The sequence below is a fragment of the Glycomyces sp. NPDC021274 genome, assembly GCF_040641195.1.
In the GTDB taxonomy this organism is placed as follows: Bacteria; Actinomycetota; Actinomycetes; order Mycobacteriales; family Micromonosporaceae; genus Glycomyces.
The window spans coordinates 157,458-179,452 of sequence record NZ_JBFADC010000003.1 but is presented as its reverse complement, the minus strand read 5'-3'; the positions used below and the strand labels follow the sequence as shown (position 1 = coordinate 179,452).

At 70.9% G+C, this 21,995-nt stretch carries 16 protein-coding genes and 1 tRNA gene; 7 read left to right on the top strand and 10 right to left on the bottom strand.

Features of this window, described 5'->3' with window-relative positions:
- Positions 1-102 precede the first annotated feature (102 nt).
- Positions 103-187 (top strand) — tRNA-Tyr (locus AB0I03_RS08425).
- A 79-nt stretch (positions 188-266) separates the two neighbouring features.
- Here AB0I03_RS08425 and AB0I03_RS08420 read toward each other — a convergent pair.
- Positions 267-1,478 (bottom strand): histidine kinase, encoded by a 1,212-nt coding sequence (locus AB0I03_RS08420; RefSeq protein ID WP_360408577.1) that lies wholly within the window; start codon positions 1,476-1,478, stop codon positions 267-269.
- A 223-nt stretch (positions 1,479-1,701) separates the two neighbouring features.
- Here AB0I03_RS08420 and AB0I03_RS08415 point away from each other — a divergent pair, with 223 nt between their 5' ends.
- From AB0I03_RS08415 to AB0I03_RS08405, 3 genes are all read left to right on the top strand, one after another.
- Positions 1,702-2,985: an ABC transporter ATP-binding protein gene (locus tag AB0I03_RS08415; protein ID WP_360408574.1), complete on the top strand. Its 1,284-nt coding sequence runs from the start codon at positions 1,702-1,704 to the stop codon at positions 2,983-2,985.
- Positions 2,982-4,949, top strand: coding sequence for an FtsX-like permease family protein (locus tag AB0I03_RS08410; RefSeq protein ID WP_360408571.1), 1,968 nt, complete (start codon positions 2,982-2,984; stop codon positions 4,947-4,949). Before AB0I03_RS08415 ends, AB0I03_RS08410 begins: the two co-directional genes overlap by 4 nt.
- A 197-nt stretch (positions 4,950-5,146) precedes the next feature.
- On the top strand, positions 5,147-6,010 hold the full coding sequence (locus AB0I03_RS08405; protein WP_360408568.1) for a siderophore-interacting protein: 864 nt from the start codon (positions 5,147-5,149) through the stop codon (positions 6,008-6,010).
- Between the two features lie 87 nt (positions 6,011-6,097).
- On the opposite strand, the gene AB0I03_RS08400 is transcribed toward AB0I03_RS08405, so the two are convergent.
- The 3 genes from AB0I03_RS08400 to AB0I03_RS08390 form a co-directional block, all read right to left on the bottom strand.
- Positions 6,098-7,204: an LCP family protein gene (locus AB0I03_RS08400; RefSeq protein ID WP_360408565.1), complete on the bottom strand. Its 1,107-nt coding sequence runs from the start codon at positions 7,202-7,204 to the stop codon at positions 6,098-6,100.
- Positions 7,205-7,289: 85 nt separating this feature from the next.
- Positions 7,290-8,393, bottom strand: coding sequence for an LCP family protein (locus tag AB0I03_RS08395; protein ID WP_360408562.1), 1,104 nt, complete (start codon positions 8,391-8,393; stop codon positions 7,290-7,292).
- A gap of 92 nt (positions 8,394-8,485) precedes the next feature.
- Positions 8,486-9,526, bottom strand: a complete 1,041-nt coding sequence (locus AB0I03_RS08390; protein WP_360408559.1) for a hypothetical protein — start codon at positions 9,524-9,526, stop codon at positions 8,486-8,488.
- 232 nt (positions 9,527-9,758) lie between these two features.
- On the opposite strand from AB0I03_RS08390, the gene AB0I03_RS08385 reads away from it, so the two are divergent.
- On the top strand, positions 9,759-11,243 hold the full coding sequence (locus AB0I03_RS08385) for a diguanylate cyclase (protein ID WP_360408556.1): 1,485 nt from the start codon (positions 9,759-9,761) through the stop codon (positions 11,241-11,243).
- Here AB0I03_RS08385 and putP read toward each other — a convergent pair.
- From putP to AB0I03_RS08370, 3 genes are all read right to left on the bottom strand, one after another.
- Positions 11,171-12,712: a sodium/proline symporter PutP gene (gene putP, locus AB0I03_RS08380; RefSeq protein ID WP_360408553.1), complete on the bottom strand. Its 1,542-nt coding sequence runs from the start codon at positions 12,710-12,712 to the stop codon at positions 11,171-11,173. The genes AB0I03_RS08385 and putP overlap by 73 nt on opposite strands.
- A 203-nt stretch (positions 12,713-12,915) precedes the next feature.
- A complete protein-coding gene (locus tag AB0I03_RS08375; protein ID WP_360408550.1) occupies positions 12,916-13,842 on the bottom strand; it encodes an endo alpha-1,4 polygalactosaminidase in 927 nt (308 codons plus the stop codon).
- Between the two features lie 14 nt (positions 13,843-13,856).
- Positions 13,857-14,678: a P1 family peptidase gene (locus AB0I03_RS08370; protein ID WP_360408547.1), complete on the bottom strand. Its 822-nt coding sequence runs from the start codon at positions 14,676-14,678 to the stop codon at positions 13,857-13,859.
- Between the two features lie 323 nt (positions 14,679-15,001).
- Here AB0I03_RS08370 and AB0I03_RS08365 point away from each other — a divergent pair, with 323 nt between their 5' ends.
- A complete protein-coding gene (locus AB0I03_RS08365; protein WP_205325913.1) occupies positions 15,002-15,220 on the top strand; it encodes a hypothetical protein in 219 nt (72 codons plus the stop codon).
- A 245-nt stretch (positions 15,221-15,465) separates the two neighbouring features.
- On the opposite strand, the gene AB0I03_RS08360 is transcribed toward AB0I03_RS08365, so the two are convergent.
- Positions 15,466-17,052: an LPXTG cell wall anchor domain-containing protein gene (locus AB0I03_RS08360; protein ID WP_360408544.1), complete on the bottom strand. Its 1,587-nt coding sequence runs from the start codon at positions 17,050-17,052 to the stop codon at positions 15,466-15,468.
- A 251-nt stretch (positions 17,053-17,303) separates the two neighbouring features.
- The gene (glyA, locus tag AB0I03_RS08355) at positions 17,304-18,578 is read right to left on the bottom strand and encodes a serine hydroxymethyltransferase (protein WP_360408541.1); all 1,275 of its coding nucleotides are present in this window, start codon (positions 18,576-18,578) and stop codon (positions 17,304-17,306) included.
- 420 nt (positions 18,579-18,998) lie between these two features.
- On the opposite strand from glyA, the gene AB0I03_RS08350 reads away from it, so the two are divergent.
- The gene (locus AB0I03_RS08350) at positions 18,999-20,237 is read left to right on the top strand and encodes a hypothetical protein (protein ID WP_360408538.1); all 1,239 of its coding nucleotides are present in this window, start codon (positions 18,999-19,001) and stop codon (positions 20,235-20,237) included.
- A 231-nt stretch (positions 20,238-20,468) separates the two neighbouring features.
- On the opposite strand, the gene AB0I03_RS08345 is transcribed toward AB0I03_RS08350, so the two are convergent.
- Positions 20,469-21,953, bottom strand: coding sequence for a glutamate--cysteine ligase (locus tag AB0I03_RS08345; RefSeq protein WP_360408535.1), 1,485 nt, complete (start codon positions 21,951-21,953; stop codon positions 20,469-20,471).
- Positions 21,954-21,995 lie beyond the last annotated feature (42 nt).

Genomic DNA, 21,995 nt, shown 5'->3' with positions numbered 1-21,995 from the left:
GCGCATTGCGGCACGGCCGCAGTGAACGCCGTCTCAACTGGGGATAACCCGCTTGCGCGGGCCCCCGGCGGGGAGGTTATTCTTGCTCTCGCTACAAGCCACGGCAGGTTACCCAAGTGGCCAAAGGGAGCTGACTGTAAATCAGCCGTCATCGACTTCGCAGGTTCGAATCCTGCACCTGCCACCAGTAGCGGAAGGCCCGCGACCACCAGGTCGCGGGCCTTCCTGCTATCCCCGGATCCTACAGCATATATCCTATAGGATTTTTAGGGCGCGGGCTGGACTTCGGCCGCCGCCCGCGGGAGCCACGCGGCCGTCTCCCAGCCGCCCTCGGGCCTCGGCTGAGCCCTGAGCTGGCCTCCGACCGCTTCGATGCGCTCACCGAGACCGAGCAGGCCCATGCCGCCACCCGAGTCCGCCAGCTTGCCGCGTGCGGCCCGGCCGTCGTCGCGCACCGACACCTCGAGGCCGTTCCCGCTCGCGGCCGCCACGACGACGCGCACGCGGGTCGCCCCGCGCGCGTGCTTGCGCACGTTCGTCAGCGCCTCCCGCACGATCCGGTGCGCCGTCGCCGCGATCTCCGGCGCGACCGCGCTCCCCGCCAGCTCCGGCGAGATGAAGCAGGTCGTGTCCGTGCCCTCGCGGTTGAACCGCTCCACGAGGTCCTCGATCTGGGCCAGGTCCCCGAGCGGGTTGGTGCCCGCGCCCGCGTCGTCGTTGCGGAGCATCTTCACCATGCGCCGCATCGAGGTCAGCGCGGCGAGCCCGGCCTCCTCGATGTCCGCGAACGCCTTCTTGGGGTCGGTGTTCGTCACCTGCGCGGCCTGCGCGAGCACCACCATGCCCGTGACGTGGTGCGCGACGAAGTCGTGCATCTCCCGGGCGAGTTCGAGCCGCTCGGCCTGCCGCACCTCCTCCTGCGTTTCCCGCCGCAGCTTGTCCATGCTGCGCAGGTACGCGCCGAAGCCGATCACCGTGGTCAACGCCATGGCGGTCAGCATCGTCCCCCCGACCGCGGCCTCCTGAAGGTCGTTGGCGTACAGGCGCGCCACGCCGATGAGCATCGCCGCCGCGCCGGTGGCATAGGCGACCCACCGCCCGGGCGCAGCGTCCCAATGGCGGACGGCGAAGAGCATGAGCAGGCCCAGCGCCAGCAGCTCGGCCGTACCGACACCGCGGACGCCCTGGTCGTAGAAGAAGTCGAGCATGGTCGCCGTGAGCGACGCGATCGAGGCGGCCGCGATCCAGTGCTTGCGGCCCGGCCGGTACCAGAAGTACACGAAGATGACGAACAGCGAGACCGCCGCCTCCAGCCAGGAGACCCAGGAGTACGCCGGCGGTTTGTCGTCCGGATGGTGCGAGACCATTTCCATGGCCAGCATGAACAGCAGCGTGCCGATGATGCCGATCTTGAGCAGGCGCATGGAGAGCCGGTTGAGGCGGCTGCCCCAAGCGGGCCGGGCGGACGTCGAGGTCATGCCACGACGGTAACCGTCTTTCCAGGACCCTCGGTCGAACGGCCGACCCGTGCCGCCCGAAACCGGCCCGCGAGCCGAGGCGGCCGGCCCCCGTTCCGGGCGAAGCTGGCCCCATGAACGAATTCCTGCAGATCAGCATGGTCGTGAGCCTGGTGCTCACCCTCGCGTTCCTCATCGCGGGCACGGCCCTCCCCTTCATCTCGCACGAGAAGAAGGCCCGCCGATGAGGCCCCCGATGCTCACCGCCCGCGCTCTCACCAAGCGCTTCGGCACCGCCCCCGCCCTCGACGGCGTGGACTTCAGGATCGGCCCCGGCGAGTCCGTGGCCGTGACCGGGCCCAGCGGCTCCGGCAAGTCGACGCTGCTGCACTGCCTGGCCGGGATCATGCGTCCCGACTCGGGCGAGGTGCGCCTGTTCGACGAGCGCATCGACACCCTCTCCGAACGGCAGCGCAGCCACCTGCGGCGCACCCGCTTCGCGTTCCTGTTCCAGTTCGGGCAGCTCCTGCCGGAGCTGCCGGCGGACGAGAACGTGGCCCTGCCGCTCATGCTCGGTGGTACGCCGCGCAAGACCGCCTTGGAGCCGGCCCGCGCGGAGCTGCGGCGGCTCGGCTTGGAGGGCAAGGAGGGCCGGCGTCCCGGCGAACTGTCCGGCGGCGAGGCCCAGCGGGTCGCGCTCGCCCGGGCGCTCGTGGTGCGCCCGGCGGTGGTGTTCGCGGACGAGCCGACCGGCGCGCTCGACCGGGCCACCGGCGACCAGGTGATGGGGATCCTGCTCGACACGGTCAGGGAGCTCGACGCGGCGCTCGTCGTGGTCACGCACGACCCGCGGATCGCCGCGCGCTGCACCCGGACCATCGAGATCCGCGACGGCCGCCTCAGCGGCACGCCGCGGACCGGCGACGGCGGGGAGGCCGGCGGCGGTGTCTTCGTGGACGAGCCGGTCGGCGCCGGCCTGCGGGCCGGTTCGGTGCCGCAGGGCGCGGGTGTGCTGCCGCTGCGGGGCGTCGAAGGTGCTCCGGGTGCAGCAGTCGGTTCGCCCGTTTCGTCTGGGGCGCAAGGTGGTTCGGAGTCGGGCCCGGTCGCGTTCGCGGCGGGGTCGGTCCCGGCCGCGGCCGGCGGAGACGCCGGTTCGGCGGGGCCGCATGGTCCCGGTCCGGACGCTGACCGCACGGAGGCCCGCATGGTCGGGCGGGGCGGTGACGCGTTCGCGTCCGGTGCGGCGCCGGCCGGTCCGGCTGCGTCCCTGGCGCCGACTCGGCCCATCGGCCAGGTCGGCGACGCCTTCGCCGCTCGCGGGAACGGCGCCGCCGTTCCCGGCGGGGCCGTGCTGAGCACCGTGTCGGACCCGGCCGCGTCCCCGGCGAAGACCCGACCCGTCGGGATGGGCGGTGGCGCCGTCGCGTCCGGTGGCGGGGCGGTTCCCGGCTCGGGCGCCGCTGCGTCGTCGTCGTACTCCGCGGGCCCGGACTTCGGTCACGAGCCTGTCGTCGAGGTGTGGCGATGACCGAGCTGGCCTGGCGGCTCACCCGCCTCGGGGGCCGCAGCGCCCTCCTGAGCACGGGCTTGACCGCGCTCGCCGTCGCCGTCGCGACGCTGCTGCTCCAGTTCGCCGTAGCCGGGAACTTCGCGTTCGACGAGCGCGCCGACCGCACGGCCTGGCGCGATCCGGCCGCCGCGTCCGGCAGCGGCGCGGCGGTCATCGCCACGGCCGCCGACTACTTCGGCGGCGACTCGGTCAACCGCGTGGACCTCGCAGGACTCGACGGCGACGCGCCCGTCCCGCCCGGCATGGACGCGTTCCCGGCACCCGGCGAGGTCTGGCTCTCCCCGGCCGCCGCCGACCTGCTCGAAGGCGTCCCCGCCGCCGACTTCCTCGCCCGCTACGGCGACGCGCACATCGCCGGTGAACTGGGCCCCGAAGCGCTCGCCCACCCGAACGAGCTCGTGGCCGTGGTCGGCCGCGACGCCGCCGACCCGGCGATGACCGCCGAGCGGACCAGCGCGGACGGCGTGTCGCCCAGGGAGATCGACTCGTTCGCCGTCGGCAGTGCCGACACCGTGTACGGCTTCTACCTGATCCTCATGGTGCTGGCCGCGATCCTCATGGCCGTGCCCGCGGCGGTCTTCGGCGCGGCCGCCGCCCGGCTCACCGTGGCCCGCCGCGACGAGCGGCTCGCCACGTTGCGGCTCATCGGCGCGACGCCGGGCCAGGTCATGCGCCTCACTTTGATCGAGACGACGCTGGCGGCCGTCGCCGGGTCCGTCGCGGGCACGCTCGCGTGGATGGCGGTGACGCCCCTGGTGGCGCTCATCCCCATCGACGGCGGCCGGTGGTACGTGAGCGACCTGTGGGCCGGGGCCCCGTGGATGCTCGCGGTGGCGGCCGCGGTGCCGGTCCTGGTGGCCGTCTCGGCGCTCATCGGCCTGCGCAGTGTCGTGATCAGCCCCCTCGGGGTGGCGCGGCGCGTGAAGACGAAGGGCCTCAAGGCGATCCGCCTGGTCGTGTTCGCGGTGCTCGCGGTGGCGTTCATGGTCGGCACGAACCTCGTGGGCGGCGACATGATCGCCGTCGTGATCCTCATCGGGCTGTTCGCGGCGACGCTCGCGGCGGTGAACCTGGTCGGGCCGTGGATCGTGCAGAAGCTCGGCCGGATGCTGGCGCGTACGGCGCGGGGTCCGGCGCGGCTGCTGGCGGCCCGGCGGCTGGCGGACGACCCGAAGTCGGCGTGGCGTGCGGTGGCCGGGGTGGCGATCGCGGGGTTCGTGGCCGGGTCGGTCGCGATGTTCCCGATGCTGCAGACCGATACGAGCGCGCAGGAGACGGAGTCGGTGGCCGTGCTGGTCCCCGCAGGTGAGGCGGACGCCCTCGCGGCCGACCTCTCCGACAGGCTCGGCGACGCGGCCGAGGTCGCGGTGGTCGAGTCCAGCGGGTACCTCACCGGCGGCGACGGTCAGGCGGTGCTTGAGGCGACCACCTCGGGCGCGCAGCTCGAGGCGGTGCGCAGCACCATGACCGCGGCCCTGCCGGGCGACCCGCCCGAACGCGAGGTCGACTCGAGCATCATGTCGAACCGGCTCGTCGGCTCCGTCCGCACCGGTGTCACCGTCGTGCTCGCGGTGGTGTTCCTGACGGCTGCCGTCTCGGCGGCGATCAGCGCCATCGGTTCGGTGCTCGACCGCCGCCGCACCTACCGGCTCCTGCACCTCGCCGGAACCGAGCAGCAGGTCCTGGACAGTGCCCGCCGCCAGGAGACCCTGCTGCCGCTCGGCATCATCGGCGGCGCGTCGATCCTCACCGGGATGGTCCTGACCTCGCCGGTCATCGGCGGCATGGGCTTCGACGCGAGCGGCGCGCTCATCCTCGGCACCACCGTGGCGGCCGGCGTCGCCGCGGTGATCGCGGCCGGGGCCCTGTCGCGGCCGCTGCTGCGCTCGGTCATGCAGGACGTGAGCCCGCGACCCGATTGACCCCGAATCCTCCGGGGCCGCCATGCCAGGGCCAAGCCCTGGGGGTGTGGCGGCCCCGGCCCGTGTCCCATCCCACTGGCGCCGCCCGGTTTCCGAATGTGATAGTTAGGGAAACCTAAGTAGCCCGCGATGAGGTTGCCGGACGACCCGCAAGGGCCGCCGTTCGCGACGCGAGCCGAGTACCGGAGGAGCCAGACATGGCTGAAGCCAAAGGACGCCGGACCCCCAGGGTCACCACCGCGGAGGTGGTGCGCACCGAGCGGGTCACCCCGCACATGATCCGCGTCGTCCTCGGCGGCGACGGCCTCGCGGATTTCGAATGCGCCTCCACGAACGGCGGCGACTGCACTGACAACTACCTGAAGCTCCAGTTCCCGGCCGCGGGAGTCACCTACCCTGAGCCGTTCGACCTGGCCCGCATCCGCGAGGAGTACCCGCGCGAGCAGTGGCCGGTCACCCGCACCTACACGGTGCGCAAATGGGACAAGGCCGCCCGCGAGATCTCGATCGACTTCGTCTACCACGGCGACGAGGGCGTCGCCGGGCCCTGGGCCGCGAACGTCCAGCCCGGCGAGCTCGTGCGCTTCGCCGGCCCCGGCGGCGCCTACGCCCCGGCCCACGACGCCGACTGGCATCTCCTGGCCGGTGACGAGAGCGCCCTCCCCGCCATCTCGGCCGCCGTCGAGCGCCTCGCGCCCGGTGCCCGCGCCCACGTCTTCCTCGAAGTCGAAGGGCCCGACGAGGAGCAGCAGTTCAAGTCCGCCGCCGACCTCCACGTCACCTGGCTCCACCGCGGCGGCGCCCGTGTCGGCGAGCGCCTCGTGGCGGCCGTGCGCGCCTTCGAGTTCCCCGCCGGGGACGTGCACGCGTTCGTCCACGGCGAGGCCGGATTCGTCCGCGACCTGCGGCGCCTCCTGCGCTTCGAGCACGACGTCCCGAAGGAGCGCATGTCGGTCTCCGGCTACTGGCGGCTCGGGCACGACGAGGACGGCTGGCAGTCCAGCAAGACGGAGTGGCGCAAGGTCGACGACGAGGACGAGGCCAGAGCCGCAGCGCGGTAAGCGAACACGGGAGAAGGGGCCGCGACCGCGGCGACGCTTGCGAGCCGCGCATTGGCAGAGTGCGCGGCCCCCTTCCCTCTGCCCGTCTTATTCGGTGCTCGCGCTCGCGGTCTCGTCGGCCGGCTCGGTGGGCGTCTTCCCCGGGGTCTTGACCCACTCGGGGTACTGGGTCATCCACTGGTCGAGCGTGTCGTTCTGCAGGGCCGACCACAACGCGTCGGCGGCCTCCTGCTCGGCGCCCTCATGGGTCATCACGATCGAGACCGCCTCGCCGCCCAGCGTGGTCTGGTCGGCCGTCGAGGGGACCTGGACGCTGGTGATGCCCTCGGGGTCGATGTCGCGCAGGTTCACCGCGAGGTCGGTGATGCTCCAGTCCTCGGGCTTGTCGATCGTCAGCGAGTCGCCGAAGCCCTCCAGGATGTCGGTCAGCTTGCCCGGGTCCGTGAGGTAGCCGTTCTGCTTGAACGCCTTGAGGAGCGACTTGATGGCCTGCTGCTGCATGGCCTGGCGGCCGTAGTCGCCGCCGCGGCCCTCTTCCCAGTCCGAGTCCCAGTCCCACCCGTAGCGCTGGCGGATGAGGTCGAGCGACTCGTCCTTGTCGTACATCGCGCAGCCCTCGGGGAAGACCCGCTTGTCGCCGTGGATCGACTGGATCTCGTGCCAGGGGCACAGCTCGATCTCGCCGACCATGTCGACCAGGCCGAGGAAGCCCTCGAAGTCGACGGTGGCGCCCATGTGGAACTCCACGCCCGTGAGGTCGAAGATCGTCTGCACCACGTTCGGGCGCGTCACCTCCCAGTCGCCGCTGATCGACGCCGAGTGGTTGATCTTGTTCTCGCAGGGGTTGTTGTCGTATCCGGGGCCGCAGTCGGGGATCTCCACCCACAGGTCGCGGGGGAGCGACACCATGGTGGTCTCGGTCAGGTCCTCGTTGATGTGGACCAGGATCATCGTGTCCGACCGTGTCGAATCGCCCTGCTTGTCCACGCCGAGCACCAGGATGTTCAGGGGGCCCTTGATCTCCTCGACCTCGGCCTGCGCGTCCCCGAGGATGTTCTCGGTCGGGACGGCGTTCTCCGCGGTGGTCGTGGCGAACTGCGCCACACCGGCCGTCGCGCCGGCGACGACCATGGTGAGGCCGCCCGCGTACGTCATCAAATGCGCCCACCAGGGCGCGCCGCTCTTGCCGGCCATGGTCACTCCAGGGGTCAGACACGCATTGCCGAAGGAGTCACGCGCGAACAGGCACCGGCGGTTGCATCCGCGCCCTGTGGTGTTGTCAGTCCGCGGTCTGGGTGGCGGTCTCGCCGGCCGTCTCCCCGGCGGTCTCCGTGGCCGCGCTGCCGGTCTGCTTGACCCACTGCGGGTACTGGGCGATCCACTGGTCCATGGTGTCGTTCTGCAGCGCGCTCCACAGGGCGTCGGCCGCGATCTGCTGCTCGCCCTCGGCGATCACCTCCGAAGCGCCCACCTCGGTCTCCAGCGAGGTCGCCGGCACCCGGATGGACGTGATGTCCTCGGGGTTGAGGTCGCGGAGGTTCATCGCCAGGTCGACGGCGGTGAGGCCCTCGGGCAGGTCGAGCGTGAGCTTGCCCTGCAGGCCCTCGAACAGGTCGGTCAGCTTCCCGACGTCCTTGTGGTAGCCGTCGGCCTTCAGCTCCTTGATGAGCGCCTTGATGGCCTGCTGCTGCATCGCCTGGCGGCCGTAGTCGCCGCCCAGGCCGTTCTCCCAGTCGGTCCAGCCGTACCGCTGCCGGATGAGGTCGAGCGACTCTTCCTTGTCGTAGTAGGCGCAGCCCTCGGGGAAGAAGCGCTTGTCGCCGTGGATCGAGGTGATGTCCTCCCACGGGCAGAGCTCGATCTCGCCGACCAGGTCGACGAGGTCCATGAAGCCGTTGAAGTCGACCGTGGCGCCCATGTGGAACTCGACGCCGGTGAGGTTGTAGATCGTGTCGACCACGTTCGCGCGGGTCACGTCCCAGTCGTCGCTGATCGACGCCGCGTGGTTGAGCTTCTGCATGCACGTGTCGTTGCCCCAGTCGGGGCCGCAGTCGGGGATCTCGACGTACAGGTCGCGGGGGAGCGACACCATCGACACGTCGGTCAGGTCCTCGTTGACGTGCACCATGATCATGGTGTCCGAGCGGGTGGAGCCGCCCTGCTTGTCGACGCCGAGCACCAGGATGTTCAGGGGGCCGGAGATGTTCTCGACGTCCATGTCGGCCTGCGAGTCGCCGAGGATGTCCTCGTTCTCGACCGCGCTGTTCGCGGTCATCACGCCGATCTGCGCCACCGCCGCCGCGCCTCCGGCGACGACCATCGTCACGCCGCCCGCGTACAGCATTACGTGTGCCCACCAGGGGGCGCCGCTCTTGCCAGCCATGGTCCTCCAAGCGTCAGGACTGCATTATTCACTACGCATAACGCTTTGATAAACGCGAGGGGTTGCCAGGAACGGGTCCCGGGGCGCGCAGCTCAGTCGGCGCGTGCGCTCCAGGAACCATAGATCATGAGCACCGCGCACCTGCTTCCTCTACCGTCCCGTAGCACTGCGAGACGGGAGGAAAGGGATAAACCCCGGAAATACAGTATGGCCCCCGCCACAGCCAGCGCGAGGAGCATTGCGGCGACCAGTTTCGCCGCGCTCCGCGGCCGCTCGCCCACCACCCGGCCGCTCTCGCCGTGCACCGCGACCATCCGCCGCCGCCCCCGGTGCGCATACGACACCAGCCACACCGGCAGCAGCACCAGCCGGTACCCCAGCCCCGCGTACATGGTCTCGATGCTCGGCACGTGCTGCTCGTCCCCGCCCACCCGGGCCCGCACCTCCCGCTCCACCTCGGCCGCCATCCGGGCCTTCGCCAGCTCCAGGCCCACCTCCGGCCCCAGGTCGTAGCCGTGCGTCCAGTAGCCGTCGAGCATCCCCGGCTCGAACCCCACCGCCGCATCGAGGGTCCAGTCGCGCAGCAGGTCCGCCAGGGCCCTCCCCTCCAGCCGCACCGTCGCCGCCACCGGCACCGCCGCGAAGTCCCGGTCCACCACACCCGCGGCCGGCGACCACTTGACCCCGCGCACGCGGCCGCCGCGGCCCTGCACCCACTGGTAGTCGCCCCGCGCCGCCCGGTACCGCGACCGAGTCCGCGCCTGCCACACCCAGAACGGCAGGTACGCGCCCCGGAACGACGCCGACTCGTCGATCCTGCGGAACGCCCGCGGCGCGAACCGCGACCGCCGCGCCCACTCCCGCAGGAGCAGCCGCGCCGCAGCCCGCTCCACCCGGAACGGCACCAGCGCCTCCGGCGCGGTCAACGCCTCCGGGGTGTCGTCCGCGTACCGCAGCGTCGGCTTGGGCGCCAACGCAGTCCAGTCCGGATCCACGAGCCGCCGCGAAGCCGCGCGCCCGTGCAGCTCCGTGCCGCACGCCCCGCAGGCCAGCACCGTCGCGCCGGGAGCCGCCCGCAGTAGCTCGCCGCAGGCGCTGCACGGCCGCACGCTGTGCGGACTCCGAGGGAGCAAAGCCCACCATCCTTCCATTTCGGGCACTGCCTGTACTTTATGCGCCGCGGCCAGGACGGGGAGGAAAACGGTTCGGGCGCTTGACTCTTCGAGAACACAAGGCGAATACGGCCACGACGTGCGCCACTGGATATATCGGCTCCGCGGTGGCAGGATAGAGCGCGTGACGCCACGGAGGGGGATCACGTCTGCGCGTGATTATGCCGATCAGTACCGGCGTCTGCGCGCCCTCATGCGGTCAGGGCAGGTCGCCGAGGCCGTCGCCGAGGCCACCTGGATCGTCTACAACTCCGACACCGTGCACCAGCGCGCCCAGGCCTGGCTCTTCATCCTCCAAGGCCAGATCTCGCAGCGCGCCACCGACAAGATCCCCGGCACCATCGACCAGGCCGGCGCCGCCGTCTCCCGCTGCCAGGACCCCCGCCTCACCGGCAAGTACCACGCGCTCGCCGCCTGGTACTACCACCACTACATCAAGGCCCTCGGCCTCACCGCCGAGCAGCTGGTCCTCTCGCGCCGCGCCCTCCAGGCCATGACCGAGGCGAGCCAGGCCGCCGTCGACGCCTGGTACGACCTCGCGGTGATCCTCTCCAACTGCGGCTACCAGCAGCAGGCCTCGCACGCGCTCGACGAGTGCCACACCCTCGCCGAGCGCACCGGCGTCGGCCGCTCCTCGGTCGAAGGGGTCGAGGTCCGCGTCCGCGACGCCCTCCTGCGCTACTACACCGGGGACGCGCGCGCCTGCAACTACCTGCTGCTCAAGGAGCTGCGCCGCGTCAAGCCGAGCCTGCACGAGCTCGACGCCCGCGAGATCGAGTGGATCCACTACGCGCTGGCGCGGGTGAGCCTGCTCGGCGTGGGCGAGAACTGGACCGTGGAGCACCTGCTGCCGGAGGACACCTCGTCGGTGGAGGCGATGGACCTGCGCACGCTCGCGCGGGCGTCGCGCCTCATCGCGCAGGCGCGCGGCCTGGAGGCCCTCGAAGTGCTGGAGGCCCGCGACATCGGGGACGAGACCCTCGGCGTGATGGAGCCGCAGCACCTCAAGTCGCTGGCGCTGGTCGCGAAGGGCGACCATGCGGCGTCGATCCTGGCGGCGCACGCGACGACGTACGCGCTGTACAAGCAGATCAACGAGTTCCACTCGATCTACCTGGACTCGGCGGGGGCCCTGGTGGACCGCGACCAGCTGCGGCGGGCCGTCGCGGGCTGGGCGGACCGGGCGAACACCGATGAGCTGACGGGCCTGCCGAACCGGCGCCGCCTCGACGAGTTCCTGTCCGGTGTGGACAGTGACGGGATGATCGCGGTGCTGGACCTGGACGGCTTCAAGGCGGTCAACGACACGCACGGCCACCAGGCGGGCGACACGATCCTGCAGCGGGTCGCGGCGCTCCTGTCGAGCGTGGTCCGCACGGGCGACCTGCTCGCGCGGACCGGCGGCGACGAGTTCATCCTGGTGCTGCCGGGCGCGACCGAGTACGACGCGGACGCGGTGTCGCAGCGCATCCGGATCGCGGTCTCCAGCGAGAACTGGGAGTACTCGGTGCCGGGCACGCCCGTGGACGTGTCGATCGGGTGGGCGCGGCTGGCCGCCGGCGGCAACCCATCGCAGACGCTGTGGGCTGCCGACCAGGCGATGTATCAGATGAAGCGGTCCCGTAAGCCGTTGTTCTTAGTGGCGGGTTCGAGTTCCTCGGGCGTCGCGTCGCGGTAGTGGCCGACCCAGGCGCGTTCCGGCCGGCGGCCGGTGCTGCCGCCGATCCAGGCGGCGAGGAGGCCCGCCGCGAAGCCCGGCAGCAGGGAGTAGACCCCGCCGGGCGAGTCGAGCGCCTCCCAGATGACGACGGTGCCGGCGCCCGCGAGCATCCCGGCGAGTGCGCCGATCCAGGTCATGCGCGACCAGTACAGCGACAGGATGATGATCGGTCCGAAGGCCGCGCCGAAGCCGGCCCATGCGTAGGCGACGATGTCGAGCACCGTGCCGCCCTGGAGCGCCAGGGCGTAGGCGACGACGGCGACCGCGACGACGGCGGCGCGGCCGATCCACACCAGTTCGCTGTCGCTGGCCTCGCGGCGGGCGTAGCGGCGGTAGAAGTCCTCGGAGACGGCCGTTGAGGCCACCAGCAGCTGCGAGTCGGCGGTCGACATGATCGCGGCCAGCACCGCGGAGAGGAAGAGCCCGGCGATCCAGGGGTTGAACTGGTCCTGGACGAGCGCGAGGAAGACCGTCTCGGGGTTGGCCAGGGGCTCTTCGATGTAGGCGATGCCGGCCAGGCCGATGAGCACGGCGGCGGCGAGGGTGATGAGCACCCACGTCATGCCGATGCGCCGGGCGACGGGGATGTCCTTTGCGGAGCGGATGCCCATGAAGCGGGCGAGGATGTGCGGCTGCCCCGGGTAGCCGAGGCCCCAGGCGAGGAGTCCGGCGATCGCGACGAAGCTCAGCGTGCCGCCGGCGCCCCAGGCGCCGTCCGCGTAGCTGGCCTCGTCGATCCAGTTGAGCAGGTTGGGGCTGGCCTGTTCGACCTCGCCGAACATGGCGTCGAAGCCGCCGATCGCGGCGATGACCATGACCGGGACGGCGACCAGGGCGATGAACATGAGGACGCCCTGGACGAAGTCGGTGAAGGACACGGCCAGGAAGCCGCCGAGGAACGTGTAGAGCACCACGACGAGCACGGCGATGGTCATCGCCAGGGTGGCGTCGATGTTGAAGATGTCCGCGAAGAGGAGGCCGCCGGCGACCAGGCCGGAGGCGACGTACACGGTGAAGAACACGAAGATGATGAGCGCCGAGATGACGCGCAGCAGGTTGGTCCGGTCCTCGAAGCGGGACTCGAAGTAGGCCGAGAGGCTGATGGAGTTGTGGGCGCGCTCGGTGTAGGTGCGCAGGCGCGGGGCCACGAACAGCCAGTTGAGGTAGGTGCCGGCGGCCAGGCCGATGGCGATCCACGCCTCGCCGATGCCGGCGGCGTAGACCGCGCCCGGCAGGCCCATGAGCAGCCAGCCGGACATGTCGGAGGCCTGGGCGGAGAGTGCGGCGGTCGGGGCGTTGAGCGAGCGGCCGCCCAGCGCGAAGTCGGAGAGGGTCTTGGTGCGCTTGTAGACCCACACGCCGATGAGGACCATGACGATGAGGTACGCGATGAAGGTCGTCACGATCGGACCTGAGAGTTCAACCATTGGATTACCTCGCAATCGAAGGTATTCGGGCAATGGTGCTTACCATACAGTGGTCTTCGTCGCAGAAGAACCACTGTTCATGTCCCTCTTGCGCGCGCAAGGTCGATAGATCGCCCTCAATGCCCGTCTGGGTGGTCTCGGACACAGTCTATGGGGCGCGTCTCAGTGCATCGGATCTTCTGCCGGTCGACCGGTGGCCCTGGTCAGTCGCAGGGCGCGTTGACCGCGTCCAGGTCCACTCCCGCGACGGCTCCCGCGAACCCCTCTGCTTCGTAGTGCACGCAGGCGGCGGCGATGTTGGCCGGGTCCGAGGCGTAGTCGACGGCGAGGACCAGCTTCCCGGCGTCGTGGATCGCGCGCGTGTGGTCGAGGTTCTCCGCGCACCAGTCCTCGGTGCAGGGCTCGTCGGCGTTGAGGAAGAACAGCTCCTCGATGCCGATCCCGTCGATCGCGTCGAGGTAGCCGGGGTACTCGCGCAGTTCAGGCGAGTTCTGGACGAGGATCTGCAGGTCCTCCCCGGCGTAGTCGCTCGCGGCGATGACGAGGTCGGCCATCTTCTGCGCCAGCGACTCCCGGGTCTCGCCGGGGACGAGCGCGAGGTCGATCTCCTCGTAGGCGTTCGGCACGTCGAGGTACACGCCGTCGAATCCGGCGGTCACGGCCTGGTCGAGGCGCGGCTGCATGACGAGGTCCCACCAGCGCTGGTCCCAGTATTCGACGAAGAACTCGTCGGGCCAGTCGCCCCACTGGTTGAGGACCATGTCAGTGGCGGCGACGGCGGCGTGCTCGGGCCGGTAGGTCTCGATGGAGCCCATGGTGAAGTACGCGTAGACGTGTTTGCCGGAGTCCTTGAGGGCGGCGATCTCCGCGGCGGTGAAGTAGTCGTCGCCGCCGTCGCGGGCGAGGTCGATGACCGCCGCGTCGTGCGGTGCCGCGACGAGCGCGTCGAGCCCGTCCTCCTGATAGCCGGAGAGCTGGTAGATCCAGGTCGCGGGCGCGTCGGCGGCTGGCGGTCCCAGCGAGCCCGCGTCGGTCGGCGTCGCGGTCGCCGACTCGATCCCCACGCCGCCGCTGGAACAGGCGGCGAGGAGCAGCGGCAGTGCGAGCAGCGCGGCACGGAGTGGTCTCATGCTGCGCAGGATAGTCAGTACGCGCTGATCGCCTCGGCCACCGCTTCGACCGCGAGGGCCCTGACCACGTCGACCGACGCTTCGAGGCCGCCCGTGGAGGCCGCGACGAACGCGTCGCCGTCCATGCGCGTGTGCACCGGGCTGATCGCCTTCGCGAGGCCGTCGTGCGCGCCCTGCGCGACGAGGGCGCATTCGACCTTGTCGAGCCGGGCGTTGGTGACGACGACGCCGATGGTCGTGTTCCGTCCGAAAGCGCCCGTGGCGAACCCCTCGGGCCGCAGCAGGCCCCGGTCCAGCGGCCCCGGCTCGCCGAACGCGTTCACCGCGGCGAGCGCGCACACGCCCACGGGCCCCGCCCAGACGGTGGCCGTGCGCAGGCCCGAAGGCAGCGTCACGCCCCGCCACTGCCCCACGGTGGCGCCCCGGCCCGCGCCGATCGGTCCGTCGAGGGCCGGCTCGAACGGCGCCATGGCCGCGTCGCACGCCTCGTAGCCTTGGGCCGCACCGGGAACCGTGCCGGATCCGTCGAGGTCGAAGAGCCCGAGGGTGGGCACGATCGGCACGGGTCCGCCCGAGGTCAGGACGCCGCGGCCGTGCTCGGCCAGCCACTGCATGACGCCGTCGGCGGCGGCCAGTCCGAAGGCGGAACCGCCCGTGAGGAGTACCGCGTCGATGCCGGTGTTCGCGCGCAGGGGGTCGAGCAGCTCGATCTCGCGGCTGGCGGGGGCCCCGCCCCGCACCTCGCCCGAAGCGGTGGTGGCCTCCCCGAACAGCAGCACCGTGCAGCCGGTGTGCTCGCCGGTCCAGTGCCCGACGCGAACTCCCAAGTCCCGCATCCGGAAAGAGTACCGCCGCCCAGGCTCGAACCGCTCCTGGAATGCGATAACCGAACGGTAACTAAGCTCTTTGTGGACAGTGTCGCGGGACACCTGTGACCCACGCAAAATACCTGGATTTACCGGGCGCGCACGCCTTAGCATTGATTACGAAGCCGAGGGAAGCAGGAACGGAGCGGCGAACCCGCAAACGTTCTCAAAGCCCCGGCCCGGAGGCGGTCCACCGCGACCGCACCGGATTCCCGCCGTCGACAATGGCGTCATCGACGAGCGGTTCCCCAAGGAATACCAAAACCGGCTTACCCTGCCGGGAAGGAATCATCATGAACGAGCTCGTAGGTGCATACCTCGCAGTCGACGCCGCCAACACCGTTGCCACCTCGGCCCTGCCGAACGCCCCGGTCGTTGACGACGGGCGTGCCGACAAGCCTTACGCTTTCGGCGTCACCCGCCCGGAGAAGGTCCGCCTCTCGACCGCCGGCGTCCTGCGCCGGGCGGCCAACCGCATCGAGGGCCGCGCCCTCGCCGGTCTGGCCCGCTAAGGACCGAGGCGAGCGCGCCCACAAGGCGCCGGCCGAAGACTGCAGACTCGAAAACCCACTAGAACGCGACGCGCTGCGGCTCCCCGAGAGCCGGGCGCGTTTCGCTTTCGCCAGGCGGGTCCTGCCGGAAGGCAGGGCCCGCCTTCGGCGTCCCTGCCCGGCAACGGCCGCACATGCACGCGAACGGGCCCGGCCGTGCGGCCGGGCCCGTCTCGCGGGTTTCCTTGCGGTTCAGGCGGGTGCGCCTACTCTTCGGCGCCGGCCTTGCGGCGGCGGGCCGTGACGACCATCATCACGACGCCGGCGACGAGGACCAGGGCGGCGATGCCGATGATCATGCCGAGCGAGGTGCCGGTCTTCGGCAGTTGCGGGGTGCCGCTGCCGTTGACGGTGATGTCGGCCTTGTTGTTGGTCGCGACCGCGTCGGCGACGCCGGGGTAGCCGTCGTTGTCGATCGCGGCGACCTCGAGCGTGCCCTTGCCGTTCGCGGTGGCGTCGGTGATCTTCACGGTGAACTTGAAGTCGAAGGACTCACCGGCGTCCAGGCTGTAGAAGAGGCACACGAAGTCGGCGTTCTTCAGGTCGGACTTGGGGAACGAGTCCTTGACGAACGTGTCGTCCGACTTGAAGCAGTTCACGTCGTCGTCGCCGTCGCTGTCGACCTTCACCAGCTCCAGGCCCTTCGGCAGCTCGCCGATGAGCCCGTACGAGCCGGGTCCGTCGAAGAAGCTCCACGCGTCGGCCGTGCCGAGGTTCTTCACCGGGACGGTGAGGGTGACCTGGTCGCCCTTGGCGCCCTTGGCGTTGGAAGCGGACACCGACAGGTCGAACGGATGCGCCCTGGTGGTGATGCCGATGTACCCGGAGTGGGAGTCCTCGAACTCCGATTCGGGTTCGGTGACGACGCGCAACCCGAACAGGTTGTCGGAGTCCTCGTCCCAGAACACGCCGCCGTAGTGCTCCTCGAGCTCGTCGGCGTTGACGGTGCGCACCGAGTAGCTGCAGGCGCACACCTCGACCGGGCCGGGCGCGGTTCCGCTCACCTCGTAGGTGATCGGGTCGTCGAAGCCGAACACCGTGTCGGGCAGGTCCTCGAAGTCGGTGACGACGCAGGAGACCGTGTCCTCGTACTCCTTGCAGTTGTCGTAGCCGGCGGTCGCCCGGGTGAGTCCGTTCAGGACGTAGTCGGAGCCGAAGGCCGTGACGACCACGGCCGCGGTGTCCTCCGGGAGCGGCTCGACCTGGAGGAAGTCGGCCGCGACCTCGACGCCCTCACCGGGCTTGGCGTCCGTGTACTCGGTGCTGCCGTGCAGGTAGGGGCGGTCCTCGGTCGGGTCCCCGCCGTTGTCGTCGTCGCCGTCGACCTCGACGGTGCCGTTGATCACCTCGAGGTTCACGCCGTCGACGCCGATGAGCAGCGAGTAGTTGTACTCGCCGGAGGGCATGTCGGCGCCCGCCAGGTAGTCGAACGCGAACTCGATCTCGGCGTCGGCGTCCGCGGCGGTGCAGTTCACCCACTGCTCGGGGGTGCCGCCGAGCTCGCAGGAACCGTCGTCGGTCGTGCCGCCGGCGAGCTGCCAGCCGTTGCCGTAGACGCTCAACTGGGCGGTCACGTCGTGCTCGCCGGGCTCGAAGTCGTCGCCGAAGACGAGCTTGATCGCGCCGGTGGCGGAGTCCGCGCCCGCCTCGACGGGTTCGTCGAACAGGACGTCGGCGGCGGGCTCCGGGGTCTGCGCGGCGGCCGGGAGCGCGAACGCCCCGACGCCGAATGCGGCCGTGCCGAGCACGGCGAGTGCGCGCCTTCCAGCGCGCCGAGGGTATGACGAATGCATGGGTGGCTTCCTTTTTGGAGAGACCGCGGTGCCGTGGTCAGGGGCGATGCGGGGTGGAGGGACTTGATATGTACTAGACGCCTTCGACCCGTCACCTGTTGCAACCGGATTTCAGAAATTTCCCCGAGGTGACCGGGAGCACGGGAGAGGGGCGCCCGACCTGTCGGTCGAACGCCCCTCTTCGCCTGTGCCGCTTGGCTCTACGCCCGTCGGCTCTGGCTGTGTCCTACTTGTGCGATCCCGGCTGTGCCCTACTTGTTCCATCCCGGAATCGGGAACGCCTTGGTGTGCTCGCGGATCTCACCGGCGACCACGTCCAGTTCGGAGTCCTTGCCGTCCTTCGCCGCGGCGACTGCCCGGTCGATCCAGCCCGCGATGAGGTCCATGTCGCCCTCGGTCATGCCGCGGGTCGTCACCGAGGCGGTGCCGATGCGCAGGCCCGACGGGTCGAACGGCTTGCGCTGGTCGAACGGCACCGAGTTGAAGTTCAGTTCGATACCGGCCGCGTCCAGGGCCTTCGCCGCCGGCTTGCCGGGGATGTCCTTGCTGGTGAGGTCGACGAGGATCAGGTGGTTGTCGGTGCCGCCCGAGACAAGGTCGAACCCGCGCGAGGACAGGCCCGCCGCGAGCGCCTTCGCGTTCTTGACGATCTGCGCCGCGTAGTCCTTGAAGGAGTCCTTCGCGGCCTCCTTCAGCGCCACCGCGATCGCCGCGGTGGTGTGGTTGTGCGGGCCGCCCTGGAGGCCCGGGAAGACCGCCTTGTCGATGGCCTTCGCGTGCTCCTCCTTGGTGAGGATCATCGCGCCGCGCGGGCCGCGCAGGGTCTTGTGCGTGGTGGTGGTGACGACGTCCGCGAGCCCGACCGGGGTCGGGTGCGCGCCGCCGGCCACGAGGCCGGCGATGTGCGCGATGTCGGCCATGAGGACCGCCCCGACCTCGTCCGCGATGGCCTTGAAGCCCGCGAAGTCGACGGTGCGGGGGATCGCGGTGCCGCCGCAGATGATCATCTTCGGGCGCTCGCGCCGGGCGATCTCGGCGACCTCGTCGAGGTCGATGCGGCCGGTGTCGCGGCGGACCCCGTACTGCACGGCGTCGAACCACTTGCCCGTGGCCGAGACCTTCGCGCCGTGGGTCAGGTGCCCGCCCGCGGGCAGGCCCATGCCGAGGACCTTGTCGCCCGGGTTCAGGAACGCCATGTAGACGGCCAGGTTCGCCGGCGAGCCGGAGTACGGCTGGACGTTCGCGTGGTCGGCCCCGAAGAGGGCCTTCGCCCGGTCGATGGCCAGCTGCTCGACGACGTCGATGAACTGCTGGCCCTCGTAGTAGCGCTTCCCGGCGTACCCCTCGGAGTACTTGTTGGTCAGGATCGACCCCGTCGCCTCCATGACCGCCTGGGACACGTAGTTCTCGGACGCGATGAGACGGATCTTCTCGGACTCGCGGCGTCCCTCGTTCTCGATGGCCTGTTCGATCTCAGGGTCGATGGCCGCGAGCGACGCGGTGAGGGCCTCGTAGGCGTCGGACATGCAATGCTCCTCGCTGATCGGCATGATCTCGCACGGCGACCGGGCAGGTGGCCTTGATGATGCGAGCATAGCCGGGGCTGCTGAGCTGGGCACCGCGCATTTCCTCACCTGTGAGACTGCCCGGCCTCGGGGGAGCCGGTCCATCGGCTCGCAGGCGCCTTCGGCTCCGCGCGGCTGCGGCTCGCGGGCGACCCGGCCGTGCTCGATCGGGGCCCGCGAGCGGCCTCGGCCCGACTCATTTGCGGCTCGCAGACTTCGCCGAGGCCGCTTGCGAGCCGATGACGGGCGTCGGCGAGGCCACCTGGGACCCGTGAAGCGGGTATCAAGGGGGGTGGCCGCGGCCGCCCATGCACACCGAGCGTCACCTCACCCGATCGCCCGTCCGAGACTCCATTGCGTACACGCAGTACGGTGCGACGTATGTCACCTAGATTCGCCGCGAAGACCGTCGGCGCCGGGTTCGCGGTCGCGGCGCTCGCCGCCCTCGCGCAGCTCGGGCTGGCCTACGGCTTCGGGCTCCTCTCCTGGGCTGACGCCGCCCCCGGCGCCAGCGACCCCGTGCTCGACCACCGCTCGAACGCCAACCTCGCATGGGTGGCCTGGTTCTCGGCCGCGTCCTGCGTGGTCGGCGGCCTCGCCTCCGGCGCGATCGGCTCCCGGGCCGCCGCCCGCCTCGGCCCCGCGATCCGCGTGACCGCCGTGCTCGCGAGCGCCGTCGGCGCGTTCGCGGTCGGCCCGCTCGTGTCGCTCTCAGCCGAGCAGGGCGCGGTCTTCAACAGCTTCCCCACCGATCCGCTCATCGCCGCCGGGATCGGCGCCGCCGTCGGTTTCGCGCTCGCGCTCATCGGCCTCAGCTCCCGCTCGGTCGCGGTCAACGTCGGGGCCTCGGTGCTCCTGGTGTGGACGCTCGCGATCCTCGCGGTGTTCTGGGAGATCGGCGACCGGGTCTCGCCCGTGAACGAGCTCGCGGTGTGGGGTTCGTGGGCCGGACCTGACACGTTCCTCGGCACGCGCGGCTTCGCGATCGCCGTCCCGTTCGTGGTCGGATCGGCCCTCATCGGCGTGGTCGTCGCGGTGCTCGCCCGCCGCGGACCGATCTCCAGCTCCGGGTACCGCATCGCCGCGGCCTCGGGCATCGCCGGGCCGCTCATCGTCACCGTCGCCCACCTCTACGCGGGGCCGTCGCCCGTGGACGGCGCCGATTCGATGTCGGTGATCCTCGTCGGCCCGTACGCCGCGATCGCCGGTCTCCTCGGTTCGCTGATCGTCTGCGCGCTCCCGAAGGGCGGCGGGCAGCTCGACGACGCGCAGCACGAAGCGCCCCGCGAGGACCGCACCGGCCTCGTCGAGACCGCCCCCGGCTGGACCGTCCCCGAACCGGCCTCCGCCTACGACGACACCCGCCACGGCGACACTGCGCAGGTGTACACCTCCGCGAGCGCCGCCGACACCGCGGACCTCCCCGCCAAGGCCCCCGACCCCGACCTCGACTGGGTCCAGGAGCTCAAGCCCGTCGAACCCGGCGCGACCCTCACGGCCGAGCCCGAGGCGACGACCCAGGACGAGGCCGAGGAGAAGCCCAAGCGCCGCCCCCGCAAGTCCGCGCGGACCCGCCGCAAGCTCGATTCGGAGGAGCCGCCCGCCGACGACCAGGCGTGACGACCCCTCGGGTTCGGCCGAGTGTCGGACCCGTGTGGGAGAGTCGTCTCATTTCTTCGGTTGGTCGGAGGTGGATGCGGGTGGGAAGGGGCATGCCCTATGCCCGCGCAGCCACGCAGCCACGCAGCCGCGCAGACGCCCGACCACATCGACACGCAGCGGAGGCCGGGACCCCAGGTCCCGGCCTCCGCTGTTCGTCACTCCGAGCGCCGGTTCATTCGGACCGGCCGCTCATACCTCCCAGTCGTGCACCGGCCTGCCGTCGGCGGATCGGGCCGCGTAGTCGAGCACCATGGCCCGCAGCGCGTCGCGCCGCTCCAGGCGCTGCCGGTGCTCGGCCACCTGGACGCGCGCGACCTGCCAGGACGCGCCGTTCACGCCCCGGCGGCACCGCGCTTCGATGACCCCGAGGTAGCGCCCGATGTCCCGGCTCACCACGCCCATCGCGGACAGCCCCTCGGCCGCCGCGGGCAGCAGCTCCTCCAGGACCAGCGCCCGCACCGGGACGAGTCCGCGGCCGGGCCACCACTGGTCGGCCTGGATGCCGTGCCGCGCCGCCGAACGGAAGTTCGCCGCCGCCTGCGCGAAGCCCATCTGCTCGCTGAGCGGGACCGGCGCGTTCGCGTAGTGCACCACCAGGCCGTAGAACAGCGCCATGTTCGCGCAGATGTCCACGGCCGTCGGTCCCGCCGCGACCACCCGGTTCTCCACCCGCACATGCGGGCGGCCCGAGAAGACGTCGTACACCGGGCGGTTCCACCGGTACACCGTCCCGTTGTGGTACCGCAGTTCGCGAAGCGACGGCACCCCGCCGGCCGCGGTCACCGCGAGCGGGTCCTCCTCGTCGCAAAGCGGTAAAAGCGGCGCGAAGTGCCGGTAGTTCTCGTCGAACAGCTCCAGCACCCCGTCGATCCACCGCTCCCCGAACCACGCCCGGGGCTTCGCACCCGCCTTGCGCTGGTTCGCGCGCCGCGTGTCGGTGCCCTGCTCGAACAGGATCACCCGCGTCTCCGCCCACAGCTGCCGCCCGAACAGGTACGGCGAGTTCGCACCCGTCGCTACCTGCACGCCCGCGATCGCCTGCGCCGCGTTCCAGTACCGCGCGAAGTCCTCAGGGGACACCTGCAGGTGGAACTGCACCGACGTGTTCGCCGCCTCCGGCGCGATCGTCGACGACGTGAAGTCGACCGACTCGGCCCCGCGGATGTCGATCCGCAGGTCCTCCCCGCGCTGCGACATGATCTCGTCGTTGAGGATGCGGTACCGCTTCGTCCGCGAGAGCGCGTCGACGCTCATGTGGTCGGTGTACAGCGTGGGCATCGTCCCGATGGGGCAGATCTGCACCCCGGCCTTGTCCCCGGCCTCCCGCACCTCCGACAGCACCGCCGCCAGATCGCTCTCGTACCAGGAGATCCCGGCCCCGTCGAGGAGCCGCGGCGGCAGGTTCAGCTCGATATTGAAGGCGCCCAGCTCATGCTGGGCGCCGTAGAGCGCGTCCTCCTCGCCCGAGGTGTGCAGGTGCTCCAGCACCGCGTCGTTGGCGAACGCCGGATCCCCGTTCGGCTCGATCAGGTCGAGCTCGAGCTCGAGTCCCGTCATGGGCCGGTCCCGGTCGAGACGCCGGTCGGTCAGCAGCTGCGCGAGGGCCGTCCGACCTGCCTGGAGTCTCGCCGTGTACGCGGGATGATCCCAGTGCCGCAGGGCAGAACCGGTCACCTCGTCCCCCATATTTTCCTCCCCAGGAATGAAAGGTCCATC